Origin of the sequence: Woeseia oceani (assembly GCF_001677435.1) — a bacterium.
GTDB classification, from domain to species: domain Bacteria; phylum Pseudomonadota; class Gammaproteobacteria; order Steroidobacterales; family Woeseiaceae; genus Woeseia; species Woeseia oceani.
On sequence record NZ_CP016268.1, the window covers coordinates 2,667,327 to 2,680,729 of the forward strand.

A 13,403-nucleotide genomic window follows, 5' to 3' on the forward strand; every position below is an offset into this window, starting at 1 on the left:
TCGACTAGCCCGTGAGGCGGTGTTGCCGGGAGTAGGACGACAACGTGACTTCGCCCTTGGAGACTGCCACGCTGCCGCTGCGGGCAACAGCAGACAAGCTGCCGATCTGCGCCGCTTCAATGACGAAGGAATCCACTTCTTTCTGGTTTCCGGTCAGTTGCAGCGTGCAACTGATCATCGAATCGTCGAGCATCTCGGCACCGAACTTCTGCGCCAGCGCCTGCACTTTGGGCAAAGCACCTTCCGGTAATTTCAATTTGACGATGGCCAGCTCGCGCTCGAAGTGCTTGCCGAGCGTCATATCGTGAATATTGACGACATCGACCAGCTTGGCCAGCTGGGTATTCAGCTGCGCAACAGCTGCATCTGAACCATTGATTACGAGCGTCACCCGGGAGACCGATTCATCCTGAGTCGGTGCGACGTTCAGAGAGTCGATGTTAAAACCGCGCGTAGAAAATAGGCCTGTCATGCGTGTGAGCGCACCGACTTCGTTTTGCAGCAATACTGATATGACGTGACGCATGTTGTTGTTTCCGGTGTTGAGTTCAATTCTGCTGAAACGGCCAATGCACTTTCAGCACATAATTCCGGCCAGCGGCGCCAGTATTGCAATGCACCAGAAATTAGTAAACACTCGCGAGAAATCTGAAAGTTACATTGATCTTGTGGCACCTAATGAGCACCGGACAAACCGCACCGCGTAATACCCACCATCCACTCGCCGGAACCAGCATGACAGGTGCTGACATTGTCGTTCAGGTCCTTGCTGATGAAGGCGTGGATACCGTATTCGGCTATTCCGGTGGGGCGATCTTGCCAACTTATGACGCGGTATTTCGCTACAACGACCTGCACAAGGACTCTGCCGGCGGCGCCGCGATCCCGCTGATCGTCCCCGCGAACGAGCAGGGTGCGGGCTTCATGGCCGCTGGCTACGCGCGTGCCAGTGGCAAAGTCGGCGTCGTAATGGTGACCTCGGGTCCGGGCGCTACCAATACAGTCACACCCGTTCGCGACTGCATGGCGGACTCAGTGCCAATAGTGGTTATTTGCGGCCAGGTACCGACCAACGCCATTGGTACGGATGCTTTTCAGGAAGCGCCGGTCGCCGCCATCATGGGTGCCGTGGCGAAGCACGTGTTCCTGGTCACCGACCCCAGCCGGCTTGAGGCCACCGTGCGCACCGCCTTTGAACTGGCACGCACCGGGCGCCCCGGCCCTGTCGTCGTTGATATTCCGAAAGATGTGCAGAATTGGGAAGGCGAGTTCCAGGGGGTTGGCGTACTGGAATTAACCGGCTACCGGAATCGCCTGCAAAATGTCACGGACAACCGGCTCAATGACGAAGCCTGCAGACGATTGTTTGCGATGCTGGAAAAAGCCGAACGGCCGCTGATTTATGCCGGTGGCGGTGTAATCAATGCCAATGCCAGCGCCGCCATGCGCGAATTTGCGAGCGCGTTTGGCATTCCGGTGGTCACCACTCTCATGGGCATTGGTGCGAGCGATACGACACACCCGTTGTCGCTCCACATGCTCGGTATGCACGGCCTCGCGAGTGCCAACTACGCAGTTGAAGACTGCGACATGCTGATTGCCATCGGCGCGCGGTTCGATGACCGGGTGGCCGGCGACCCCTCCCGTTTTGCGCCAAAGGCCCGGCATATCGCGCATTTCGATGTCGACGTATCCGAGATCGGCAAGGTCAAGAGCGTCAGCTGGTATCACGTCGGCGTACTCGAACGCGACCTGAATGACGTCCTTGCCTACGGCAAGCGCATCGACTTCAACAAGGATTTTTCGACCTGGCACGGCGAAGTGGCAGAACTGAAGTCCCGATACAAACTGAATTACGACCGGCAGAGCGCACTGATCCAGCCGTACGCGGTAATTGAAGAAATCAATCGCATCACGCGCGGCGAAGCCATTATTGCGACCGGTGTTGGCCAGCACCAGATGTGGGCCGCACAGTATTTTGATTTCCGCGATCCTCGGCTCTGGCTGACCTCGGGCAGCATGGGCACTATGGGCTTCGGCCTGCCTGCGGCAATTGGCGCGCAATTCGCGCAGCGTGACAAACTCGTAATCGATATCGACGGTGACGCCAGTATCCGCATGAACATCGGTGAACTGGAAACGGCGACCACCTATCGTCTGCCGGTCAAGGTCGTGGTCCTCAACAATTTTGGCGACGGCATGGTTCGCCAGTGGCAGAAGCTCTATTACAAAGGACGGATGTCGGCCAGTGACAAGTCACTGCACCGCAAAGACTTTGTGAAGACCGCTGAAGCAGACGGCTATCAGTTTGCGCGCCGGCTGGAACGCAAGGAAGATTTGCCGGAGTACATTCGCGAATTCATTCATTTCGATGGGCCGGCCTTCCTCGAAGTCATCATCGACCCCGATGCAGGCGTATACCCGATGGTTGGACCGGGGCTCAGTTACGCTCAAATGATTACCGGCGATTTCATCGAAAGCCGTTCAGAGCATGCGGACACCGAGCTCGGTCCCAGCGAAATGTTCTGAACCGCGCTTCTGGCGGTATTCACAGCACAGTTAGCAAACGCCGTTGCTGGTCTGACAGCAACGGCGTTTGTCGTTTATAGCCCGCCTGGTCCGCATTCGTTTTTCAGGTAACCCGTGAGGTTCTGATAAAGCGTGATCTTGTGATCGAAGAACAAGGTGTTGTAAAAGTGGTCAGCACCTTCAAGCCATACATAGCGGTAGTCTTTCTCCAGATCAGCCAGCTTTTTCAGGTAACGACGCATATGCGCCGGTGGTACGCGCTGATCAACGTCACCGTGCACCAGTAACATGGGCACATTGATCTTGTCGGTTTCGTCAATAGGATTGATCGCGCCCTCGCGATAGCTCAGTTGCGAAATCCTCGCGGCGCCACGCAGTTCGTCGCGGTAATAATTCAACTGCATTGTCATGTCGGCTACCGCGGCCCCGGCCAGCACGCATTGATAGATCTGCGGCGTACGCGACGCGGCAACCAAAGCAGCGTAGCCGCCATAGGACCAACCGTACATTGCGATCCTGTCGGCATCCGCGAGACCTTCCTTGACCAGGTACAGCGCGCCGTCGTCTTTGTCATCCTGCATGCCGTAACCAGCCTCGCTGCCGTCCGTGAAGGCAGCAAGGAAGTGCTTGAGCCCATAGTTGGTCGAGCCACGGTACTGCGGCTGCAAAACCATGTAACCATTGTTAGCGAGCATTTGCCCCCATTCGTCGTAGCCGACGACTTCAGAGACGAACGGGCCGCCGTGCGGCATGACGACCAGCGGGAACGGTGGCTCGCCATTGGGCACTGTCAGGTAACCGTGAATCGTCAGCCCGTCGCGTGACGGGTAAGAAATGTAGCGCACATCCGCCAGCTTCTCCGATTCAAGCAGCGGCTGTTTGCTGCCGACGGTAGTGATCTTTGCATCCTTGATCAGGTAATACGTACCGGGGTCACGCGGACCTTCGTTGTAGACCGTCATGCTGTTGCCGTCGCGCGAACGGCTGGTAATGCGTATCTCATGGGCATGCGGAATAAGGCCTTCGAGCTGCGCAATTGTCGCGCCTTCGAGCTCGTCAAAATACTCGACCCGGTACTTATCGGTTCCGTAGACAACGCCGGCAATTGTGTCGGGCTGCGTCCAGCTATTGCTGTGAAAACGCACCCCGGCGACATTGACATCATTGCGCCGGTAAATGAGCTCCTCGAACTCCTGGGTATCCGGATTAAATGACCAGAGTCCGGACTTGTCACTGCCGTTGTGGGCGGTAACGAGAAAGTTGCCTGCCTTGGCATCGTCGAGACCTTCGACAACAAAGTCTTCAAAGCTGTTCTCGTCCATGCGGAACATCTCGGACCACTTGCTTTCGCCGGGCCGGCGAAAATACCAGATGAACTCGCCCGCTCCGATATCGAAGCCGCGCGCAGTATACGGATTGCCATCACCGTCAAACTCGATCTGCGCAAGATCAATTTTTCCGCGAATCAACAGCTTCTTGGTGCCACGCTTCAGATCAAACTCGTAATACGCGCGCGGCCTGAACGCCTCTTTCAGCTTTGAATCCTGCTCCGCCCCCGGATTAAAGGACACAATGATTTTCTCAGGCTCTTTCGGCAGAAGGTGCGAGATCGTGCCGTTCAGCTCGTCAAAGGTTTCTATATCCCTGGCATCGACATCGAAGTTCGCCAAGCGGAATTCGTAGACGCCCTGATTAAAGCCTTCGATCTTGTCGCGTATCTTCTGTCGCGCAACAAACGCAATGTTGGAATCACTTACCCAGAAGAAGCGCGTGATTTCCATGGGGTCCGCGTTAACCCGAAACGGTTCTTTCGACAGATCCCTGGCGTCATAAACCTCGATGACCGGATTACCGTCCCGCGTAGGAATTTTCAACAATGCGAGACGCTCGCCATTCGGTGACAGCTCTACATTACTGACTACGGCGCGCAGCGCGAAGTACTCCAGTGGGTAGGGCTCCACCGCTGCACTTGCGCTCGACATGCCGAAAACTACAAGAAGTAACGATAATCTGAACAGTCTGGATTCAGTCATTTGCACTACTCTCACTTTGCGTTTACCTGCAGCAAAAAAAAGCCCGCGGTGAACTACCGCGGGCCCTCAATTACCTCGAATCAATGGTGCCCGCTGATATCAAAGACCCAGATCAAAGGTTGCAGACACATTGAAGTAGAACGTACGACCATTGATGTCATAGCCGTAGCCAATCGGCGTGTTGTTGATAGCCAGTACTTCGTCGCCATCCACCATGGGTGGCTCCTGATCGAAGACATTGCGTATGCCACCGCCGAAGGTCCAGACATCACCGTAGTAATAAATCGACGCGTTATGCGTGAAGTAGTTATTGGCAAAACCTACGTCACGGCAGTCAACATCGCCGTCCGCCGTGCCAAGACAGGTGTCCGCCGTGCCAGCGTTCGCATTGCCGAAATCATCGACAAACGCCGCATCCTGGTGAACTGAACCAATGTAACGGGTCTGCCAGGTCGCGCGCCAGTCGGCGAAGTCCGCTCGCAACGTCATGCTGCCGTTCCAGTCCGGAAAGCCGAACTCGCCCTGGTCAGAGTCGAAATCGACATTGCCGTTGTCATCAATGAAAGTTTCTTCAAGAGCAAGTGAACGGTTCATCATTACGTCCACGCCGAAATCAACCGGCCGGCCGAACATCTGCACGGTCATGTCAAAGGCAACGTTTACGTCCACGCCCTCAACTTTCTCCGAATCGCGGTTGATGAATCCGGCGTCGATGAAATCGAGCAAGCCGTCTGCGCCGCGACGAATACGACTGCAGAATGCGCTGCGCACAGATGTCGGGCTGCCATAACAGTCGTTGACAATAAACTGCGCGGACGGCTCAACAATCGAATCAGTCAACTCAATGCTGTAGAAAGTCGAACCGATTGTCAGGTTGAACTGATTGAACCACGGCTGCTCGAAAGCGAAACCAAGAGAGACGGAATCCGAAGTTTCTTCGAGCAAGTCCACCGCGCCGCCGGACGAACGTTCAACACTGTACGAAGCGTTGATATTTGAGCCCAGCGAAGTTGGGTCCACACCACCGATGTCGATGCAGTTTTGAATGATGTTCGCATCACGCGTATCCAACGTCGGGTCGTAGCCACTCAAAGGATCGTAAGCGGCATCCGGAACGACGCAGGGATCACCAACCGCCAGGAAGCCTGTCTGGCCCAACAGGAAGTTCTCGCGCAAATTTGGTGCCCTGTAGGACGTTCCGTAAGTGGCCCGCAACAACAGTGACGGTACCGGCCGGTAACCCAGCTTGCCTGAATAGGTCCAGGCACTGCCGTAGAACTCGTCTTCCGTCCAGCGTGCTGACAGGTTCGTGGTCAACTCACTGGCCAAAGGCATGTCCACCAGCAGCGGGATTTCAAACTCCGCGTAGGCTTCGCTGGTGTCTTTTTGACCGACGGCGCCCTGATCGGCGAAGAAGCCGAAGAACAGGCCCTGACTCGCTACCTCGTCAGGAATGGACTGAATTTCGTCAATCCGATGCTCGATACCGAGACCCATCGACACCGGGCCGGCCGGCAGTTCCAGAATTTCACCGGTGACAAACGCGGAATAAATCGCCTGCTTGTAAACCGTGTCAAAGTCGCGACTGTCGAACAGGAATGCACGTTCTTCAGGCGTCCCAAAGTCGCCCACAATGCCGTTGTACAACGACGGTGCAAACATGTTGACGGGAACGCAAGGAGAACCGTCAGCCATTACGCCATCGGGCACGCCGTCATTGTTGTTGTCGACACCACAGACCACGTTGTTGGTTCCGGCAACAATCTGCGACGTGGCCAGCGATGTAGCGAGCCGGTCGCCACGAACACCGAGCCGGCTGGACACACCATCCGACCTTGACCAAACACCGGTAAGGTCAAATGTCCAGTTTGCCACCGAGCCGAAATTCATACCCGGGATGTCGCCACGCACGCCCGCGACGAATCGCGTCTGCTCGACTTTGTTGTCATTACCCGTACGGTCGCCAAAGACACTGGCAATCGGCAATACACCAACCGGACCCGACGGACCTTCCAGGCCAAGTCCGAAGGCAGTCGGTGGTACACCGTAGTAGTCAGTGAAGTCGGCGGCAAAATTCGGGTTATTCATCAACGAGTCGAACGCGAGTCCGCAATCAACACCCGACAATCCATTCGGATTACACGGGTTATACGGATTGTTAGCGCCAACTTGCGGGAACAGCTGGAAGCGGCCGGAATCAAAGAAGACTTTGCGTTCGTTGTACATCGCCTCAAAATACGGCGTGATGTTCGCTTCGCCTTCGAGGGTGTATTCACCGTAGGCCATTGCACTCAGAGAATCGAATTCGGGATAGAGCGTCCGGTTCAGTTCCCGCGATTCAAGGGCGTAGTCAGCGAAATCGATGTCAACCATGCCGTCGCCATCAGCATCCACAGGGACGCTGAACGACGATGATTCGGACCAGTCCGCCAGGCCGGAGTTGCCCGCGCCCGGTGTCCAGTAAATACTGCCCCAACCACCGTAGTTGCCGAACGGATCGGGCACGATACGTCCAGCCAGTGCAGCACGTTTGCATGCATTCGTCCGCATGCCGAGCGCAACCTGGTCTGCAAGGCCGACCGTCCGGAATTCACCGGTGGTTGTCATTTCGTAGTGCCTGTCACACTGATTGGTCCAGCTTCTGTCGGCGGCAGTGACAACCTCGGCCGTTTCGGCTTCGATGCCAATACCGATGAAACCGCGATCAAAATTCTTGCCCCAGATCGCTGTCATGTTGTGGGTCATGCCTTCGTTCTGCTCAGGCACGGTGGTGAAATACTCAAGCTCAAGGCCATCGAAATCCTTGCGCATGATGATGTTCACAACACCGGCAACGGCGTCTGAACCGTAAACCGACGAGGCTCCATCCAGTAACAGGTCGTATTGCTGCACAAGCGAGCCCGGCACAAGATTAAGGTCAGCGGCAAACGGCGCCCCTTCCACACCCGCTGGTGCAAGGCGTCGGCCGTTGACCAGTACCAGGGTGCGCGCAGAACCCAGCCCGCGAAGACTCACCGGGTTGGTACCCGGGCCTTCGTCGATAACAAAGCCGCTGAAGGTAAGATCGATCTGCTGCCCCGTCGCGGCCGACGATTCCTGCAGAATATCTGCAGCATTTATGAGCCCGACTTCACGGGATACCTGACTGGTAATAACCTGTAGCGGCGCGATGCTGCTGTAAGTGCTGCGTTTCAGGCGCGAGCCGGTAACAGTAACCTCATCGATGGCTTCGTCACTGTCAGAACTGCTGGTCTCATCGCTGTTCGCTTCCTGAGCGAAGGTTGCGGGCGCTGCCAACAGCGCAAGACTGAAAAGTCCGGCAGCCAGCAGACGCGCGCAAAAACTGCGCGAATCGTCAAATTGCATTTCCTTCCCCTTATGCAGTGTTTTTGTTTATGTGCGGGTTCAAATACCCCGCTGTTGTGTTTAGTCGTAGGCCTTGCTCCGATGTTAGTTGCAGGGAATATTGCCGATTGTGATTGCGTTGTAAATGCTTCAGCGGCGAATACCGCATCGTTGCGTCAGAAACGTTGCTTTAGAACAACGAAATCGCGCAAAAGGTAGATATATAGGACCTACAATGTCGTAAATTGAAAACGATGGTCTATCTAGTGAGCCTCGCGGGTGGCCCGGGCAGGTTACGCAACGACGCGATTTCGACCTTCGCTTTTGGCCTTGTACAAGCGCGTATCAGCAACCCCCAGTACCGTCGTGCGACGGGTGTCGCTACCGACGGCCGCGACGCCGAAACTGATCGTGATCCCGAAGTCTGCCGGTACGGCACCCTGCAACACCGACCAATCCATTTTCTCGATGGCCGTACGAATCTGCCCACAGATCTGCGTTGCGAACTCGATATTGGTATCCGGAAAGCACAGAAGAAATTCCTCGCCGCCGTAGCGGGCGACGATATCGGTTTTGCGACAACGATTGACCAGCAAACGAGACACACGACGCAGCACCTCGTCGCCAGTCGCGTGCGAATAACTGTCATTAATCTTCTTGAAGTGATCGATGTCAGCGAGCGCAATAGTCAGGTCACGATCGGTACGCTTGGCAGCCTCCATCTCCCTTTGCAGGTAATCGTCAGCAAAGCGGCGATTGAACAAGCCGGTCAACGTGTCATGAGTCGCCTGACGCTCGAGCTCAATGGATTTTAGCCGCAGCTCTTCCGTTCGCTCATCGACAAGTTTCTCAAGGCGGTCGCGCATGATTGCAAATTGCTTGAGCACCAGCATCCCAAGCCCGAGCACGAACAACAGCAAAGCCAAAGTCGTCAGGTCGAGGCGCACAAATACGATCGTCACCACCACCGCGATAATGCCGGAGACTATTTCGACGGCTGACGAGAACACGTTCAGCAGGCGGGTAGGATCGAGGTGCCGCAAGTAGATCAGCAGCAGCATGCCCGCATCGTTTGCCAGTTGCATGCTGAGCAACAACAGCAGCAACAGCCCGGCTGTCGTGCCATTTAACTCAAATAACGGCACGGCCCCGCCAAGCTCTACGTACAAGGTACCGCAGGCTAAAATAACCAGCGACATCAGACCCGCATTGTGCAACGAGGCCGTGAGCACATCCTTGGCCGTTACGCCTTTCCACAATCGGTGCCAGGGCCAGATGAACGATGCCAGACCATTGATCCAGGCCGCGTCGAGCGGACCGAGCAACAGCAGGCTGGCTACCTGCGCAACCCGATCAAACGACACATGCCCGAAGCCGGGATGCGGAAAACCCATCGTGATCGTGAACAGGCCGAACAAGAGAAAGAAACCGCCCGTGCCCCAGCCGTAGGGGCCGGCAAGCACCCCCTGCTGAGCACCGAGCACTGCGATGGTCGCAGCAGCCACCGCGAATAACAGCAACGACCAGATGAAATCCGGTCGCAACAATGTCCTTTGCTCACGAACGGTTGCCGATTCGACGACCTCTGCCATGGAGCCCCCAGAAATTGACCCGCCACTCCCGTACCGCACGAGGAGGCTGACTGCGATAGTATCGGCTTCCTGGGGTGAACGCGATGGAGCACTTGATGAGCGAACAGACTTTTTCCGGCAGCTGCCTGTGCGGCAAGGTTGCCTATGAGATCAGCGGTGAAGTTCAGGCCTTCTTTCACTGCCATTGCGGACGCTGTCGCAAAGCAAGCGGTACCGGCCATGCCAGCAACGTCATTGTCCGTTACAGCCAACAATCATGGACCCGCGGAGAGAATTTGCTGCGCCGCTATCACGTACCCGACGCCGAGCGATTCCATACCGTGTTTTGCAGCGAGTGCGGCAGCCCGATGCCACGGGTAGCAGCGCAAGCAAACATCGCCGTCATCGGCGCTGGCAGCCTGGACAATGACCCCGACCTCACCGTCACTGGCCGCATATTTCAGGATTCCCGGGCCAAATGGTCCTGCAGTGGTGACGGCTTGCCGCATTGGCAGCAATTCCCGGACAAAAAGTAGTCAACTGCCGTCAGTTGTTGCCCAACCGGCCGCCCGGTATCCTCGCCTACGCACGCCAATCTTATGCAAACGGAGCATGCCCATGTTCGCAAACACTCAGATGCTGGCACTGTTACTGACATCAATGCTGCTGGTCGCCTGCAGCTCAGACAACAACGACACGGAAGCAACGGGCGCGAGCAACAGCGAGACGAGTAAACCGGCGTCAGCACCCAGCTTGCGCGAGCGGCTGGCCGACAGCGCCCGACCGCAAGCTGACCGCGATCGCGACGCCGGACGTAAGCCCGCGGAAGTCATCGAGTTTCTCGGCATTGAGCCCGGCATGGCCGTCATCGATCTCATCGCCGCCGGCGGCTATTACACCGAAGTCCTGGCCATCAGCGTCGGACCAGAGGGACGGGTTGTTGCCCAAAACCCGGACGCGGTACTGAAAATGCGCGACGGCGTAAACGAAACCGCTTTGACCGAACGACTCGCGGGCAACCGCCTGCCCAACGTCAGTCGGCTGAACAAAGAACTCAAAGACCTCAGCATTGCGGACGGTCAATTCGATGCTGCGATCACCGCGCTCAACTTTCACGACATCTACAACAGCGCCGGTCCGGAAGCGGCCGTTAGTGTTCTGACGACCGTCCGCAGCATGCTCAAGCCCGGCGGTGTGTTCGGCATCATCGATCATGCCGGCATCGGCAGCGAAGACAATGCGGCCTTGCACCGGATCGAAAAAGCCCGGGTGATAGAAACCGCCGAAGCGGCCGGCTTTGTCGTCGAAGGTGACAGCAAGCTATTGGCCAACCCCAACGACGACCATCGTCAGGGTGTTTTCTCCGAGGGACTGCGCGGCAATACAGACCGCTTCGTTCTGAAACTGAGAAACCCGCTGCCCTGAGCGAACGCGCCCATCCGGTCGGCCAGCCCGCACACAGCATGCGGCCGGACCGGGCGCCTGCAGCTGACACCCGTCAGCGCCACTGTGGAGCCACGCCGGGATCGCGAACGTCAAGAGGACGCCAAACGCACGGTGCGCAACAGAGCGGCGCGGGTGAACCTGACCCCGCCCCGTTGCCGGGCGCTCGCGATTGGGTTGCTCAAGCCGACCGGCCACCACCACCCGGGCACCACAGGTATGCAGCAAGGACTCTAGGAATACCCGGTAAGACTATGATTGCACTACTGATCTTGTGATACTGTGATGCAGCGCAAGGACACCTTGCACTGCAACGCTCAGTCTGTCCCGAGTCCTGTCGACACGAGAAGTGCACTTATGCTGATAACGCCCAATCGCAGTAACCTCAACAAGATTGTGGTGCTGAATCCCAAGGGCGGCTGCGGCAAAACGACGCTGGTCACGAACATCGCCAGCCGAATCGCGGCTGATGACAGCACACCGGCCATCATGGATTTCGACCCGCAAGGCTCCACCATGCGCTGGCTGGAAAAACGGCCGGCGGACCGTCCGCCGATCTACGGAATCGCCGCGTACAAGCAGAGCATGGGGGCGACACGCAGCTGGCAGTTACGGGTTCCACACGAAACCACAACGCTGCTGGTCGACTCGCCCGCCGGTGTGGCGCATAACGATCTCTGCAACCTGACCCGCGATGCCACCAGTATTCTCGTCCCGGTACTGCCCTCCGCCATTGATATTCATGCGGCTGCGCGCTGCATCGCCGACCTGTTGCTGATTGCGAAAGTGGACCGACGCGACGGCAAGCTCGGGGTAATCGCCAACCGAACACGGCGCAACACCAAGAGCTACGCGAGCTTGATGCGCTTCCTCGATTCGCTGGGCATTCCGGTAGTCGGCGTCTTGCGCGACAGTCAGAATTTTGTGCGTGGCGCCGAAGAAGGTCTGGGGGTGTGCGAACTGCCGGCGCGGCGAACGACTCAGGATGTAGAGCAAATTGAGAAAATCACCAGCTGGCTGCAAAACTGGCGCAACCGTGGCCGCAATGTCGACCTTGACCGCCAGATCCGCAGCGCCGCTAACGTTACCGAGCTGTACCAACAACAGCGCTAAATCAGGTCAGCGTCAGGCAGCGCTCTGAATCTCCGCGAACAAAGCCGGGTCAACATTGCCACCGCTCAGCACCACGACAGTCGTCTTGTCCCGGCCGTCAATTCGACCAGCCAACAACGCGGCAAGTGCCACTGCACCACCCGGTTCGAGCACCAGCTTCAGGTAGCTGAATGCAAAGCGCATCGCCGCACGAACCTCGTCATCGCTGACGCCCAACGCTCCCGCGAGCTCCGAGCGATTGATGTCGAACGTGAACTTGCCCGGTATAGCGGCTAGCAACGCGTCGCAGATGCTGTGTGCTTTGGGATCGTTGCGGACCCGCTCACCGGCCGCTAGCGAGCGCGCCGTGTCGTCCAGGTCCGCGGGTTCCACAGCGTAAACCGCCGTATTCGCGGCGCTGGCGTGCACGGCCAGCGCAATGCCCGCCACCATGCCGCCACCGCTGCAACTAACCAGCACCTGGTCCGGCGTGACAGCACCGCACTGCTGCATGAACTCAAGGCCGATAGTGCCCTGACCAGCAATGATGTCGAGATGGTCATAGGACGGCACCAGAACCGCACCGCGTTCGGCCGCCAGTTCCCGGGCAATCTGCTCCCGATCACCGGTGTAGCGATCATAGAGCACAGTCTCGCCACCAAGCTTGCGCGTATTGCGAATCTTGGCGGCCGGCGCATCGTCAGGCATGACAATCGCCGTCTTGATACCGAGCATCGTACCCGCCGCCGCCACACCCTGTGCGTGATTGCCGGACGAGTAAGCCACAACTCCGGAGGCTCTCTGTGCAGCATCCAGTTGCGCCATGAGGTTGTAGGCGCCACGAATCTTGAAGGAACCGGTGCGTTGTAAACACTCGGCTTTCAGCAGGACCCTGCCGCCCGTCAACTCATCCAGTTCCGGCGAGCTGATCAAGGGCGTTTCCACGGCGACACCGTGCAGGCGAGTTGCAGCAGCTGCAATTTCGGCAATCGAGATCATTGATTGTTCCTATTGATCGGCCGCGATGCGATCGACTTTCGCGGCGCAAATAAAATCGTTATCGGATAAGCCGTCAATCGCCGTTGTTGTATAACGAACGTCACAGCTCCCGTATTTGACCAGTAACTCCGGGTGATGTCCTTCGACAGTGGCAACCCAGGCAACTGCGTTGACGAACGCAATTGTGCGGCTAAACACCGGGAAGCGAAACTCCCGGCTAATGGACTTACCATCGTCACTCAGGCTCCAGCCATCATTCAGCAACACCAATAATTCCTTGGCCTGCGAACGGCTTAACGGCTCAACGCCGCCCTCGCACGGTTCACAGCGACGTTCAGTTAATTCCACCACTGGTTGCACACCCCTGAAAATTCCAGCGGCCTACTATAAG

Annotated in this window: 10 protein-coding genes; 4 read left to right on the forward strand and 6 right to left on the reverse strand. The window is 57.2% G+C overall.

Annotation, left to right across the window (positions count from 1 at the left end; all coding sequences use genetic code 11):
• Positions 1 to 4: 4 nt before the first annotated feature.
• Positions 5 to 526, reverse strand: coding sequence for an acetolactate synthase small subunit (ilvN, locus tag BA177_RS12010; protein WP_068616513.1), 522 nt, complete (start codon positions 524 to 526; stop codon positions 5 to 7).
• 209 nt (positions 527 to 735) lie between these two features.
• On the opposite strand from ilvN, the gene ilvB reads away from it, so the two are divergent.
• Positions 736 to 2,529, forward strand: coding sequence for a biosynthetic-type acetolactate synthase large subunit (ilvB, locus tag BA177_RS12020; protein WP_156762801.1), 1,794 nt, complete (start codon positions 736 to 738; stop codon positions 2,527 to 2,529).
• Between the two features lie 74 nt (positions 2,530 to 2,603).
• Here ilvB and BA177_RS12025 read toward each other — a convergent pair whose 3' ends face one another.
• From BA177_RS12025 to BA177_RS12035, 3 genes are all read right to left on the reverse strand, one after another.
• Entirely contained in the window at positions 2,604 to 4,562 is a 1,959-nt protein-coding gene (locus tag BA177_RS12025) for an alpha/beta hydrolase family protein (RefSeq protein WP_082990074.1), read from the reverse strand.
• A 99-nt stretch (positions 4,563 to 4,661) separates the two neighbouring features.
• Complete coding sequence (locus BA177_RS12030; RefSeq protein WP_068616521.1) at positions 4,662 to 7,928, reverse strand: TonB-dependent receptor domain-containing protein; 3,267 nt, start codon at positions 7,926 to 7,928, stop codon at positions 4,662 to 4,664.
• Between the two features lie 272 nt (positions 7,929 to 8,200).
• Positions 8,201 to 9,499 carry a GGDEF domain-containing protein gene (locus tag BA177_RS12035; RefSeq protein ID WP_068616523.1) on the reverse strand — a complete coding sequence of 433 codons (1,299 nt, stop codon included), beginning with the start codon at positions 9,497 to 9,499 and terminating at the stop codon, positions 8,201 to 8,203.
• A 95-nt stretch (positions 9,500 to 9,594) separates the two neighbouring features.
• Between BA177_RS12035 and BA177_RS12040 the strand changes: the two genes are divergently transcribed.
• The 3 genes from BA177_RS12040 (at position 9,595) to BA177_RS12050 (ending at position 12,034) form a co-directional block, all read left to right on the forward strand.
• Positions 9,595 to 10,014, forward strand: a complete 420-nt coding sequence (locus BA177_RS12040) for a GFA family protein (protein ID WP_068619296.1) — start codon at positions 9,595 to 9,597, stop codon at positions 10,012 to 10,014.
• Between the two features lie 82 nt (positions 10,015 to 10,096).
• On the forward strand, positions 10,097 to 10,903 hold the full coding sequence (locus BA177_RS12045; protein ID WP_082990075.1) for a class I SAM-dependent methyltransferase: 807 nt from the start codon (positions 10,097 to 10,099) through the stop codon (positions 10,901 to 10,903).
• 375 nt (positions 10,904 to 11,278) lie between these two features.
• On the forward strand, positions 11,279 to 12,034 hold the full coding sequence (locus BA177_RS12050; protein WP_197493013.1) for a nucleotide-binding protein: 756 nt from the start codon (positions 11,279 to 11,281) through the stop codon (positions 12,032 to 12,034).
• Positions 12,035 to 12,046: 12 nt separating this feature from the next.
• Here the strand turns inward: BA177_RS12050 and BA177_RS12055 are convergent, their stop codons facing one another.
• A complete protein-coding gene (locus BA177_RS12055) occupies positions 12,047 to 13,012 on the reverse strand; it encodes a threonine ammonia-lyase (protein WP_068616527.1) in 966 nt (321 codons plus the stop codon).
• Positions 13,013 to 13,021: 9 nt separating this feature from the next.
• Positions 13,022 to 13,363 (reverse strand): 4a-hydroxytetrahydrobiopterin dehydratase, encoded by a 342-nt coding sequence (locus BA177_RS12060; RefSeq protein WP_068616529.1) that lies wholly within the window; start codon positions 13,361 to 13,363, stop codon positions 13,022 to 13,024.
• Positions 13,364 to 13,403 lie beyond the last annotated feature (40 nt).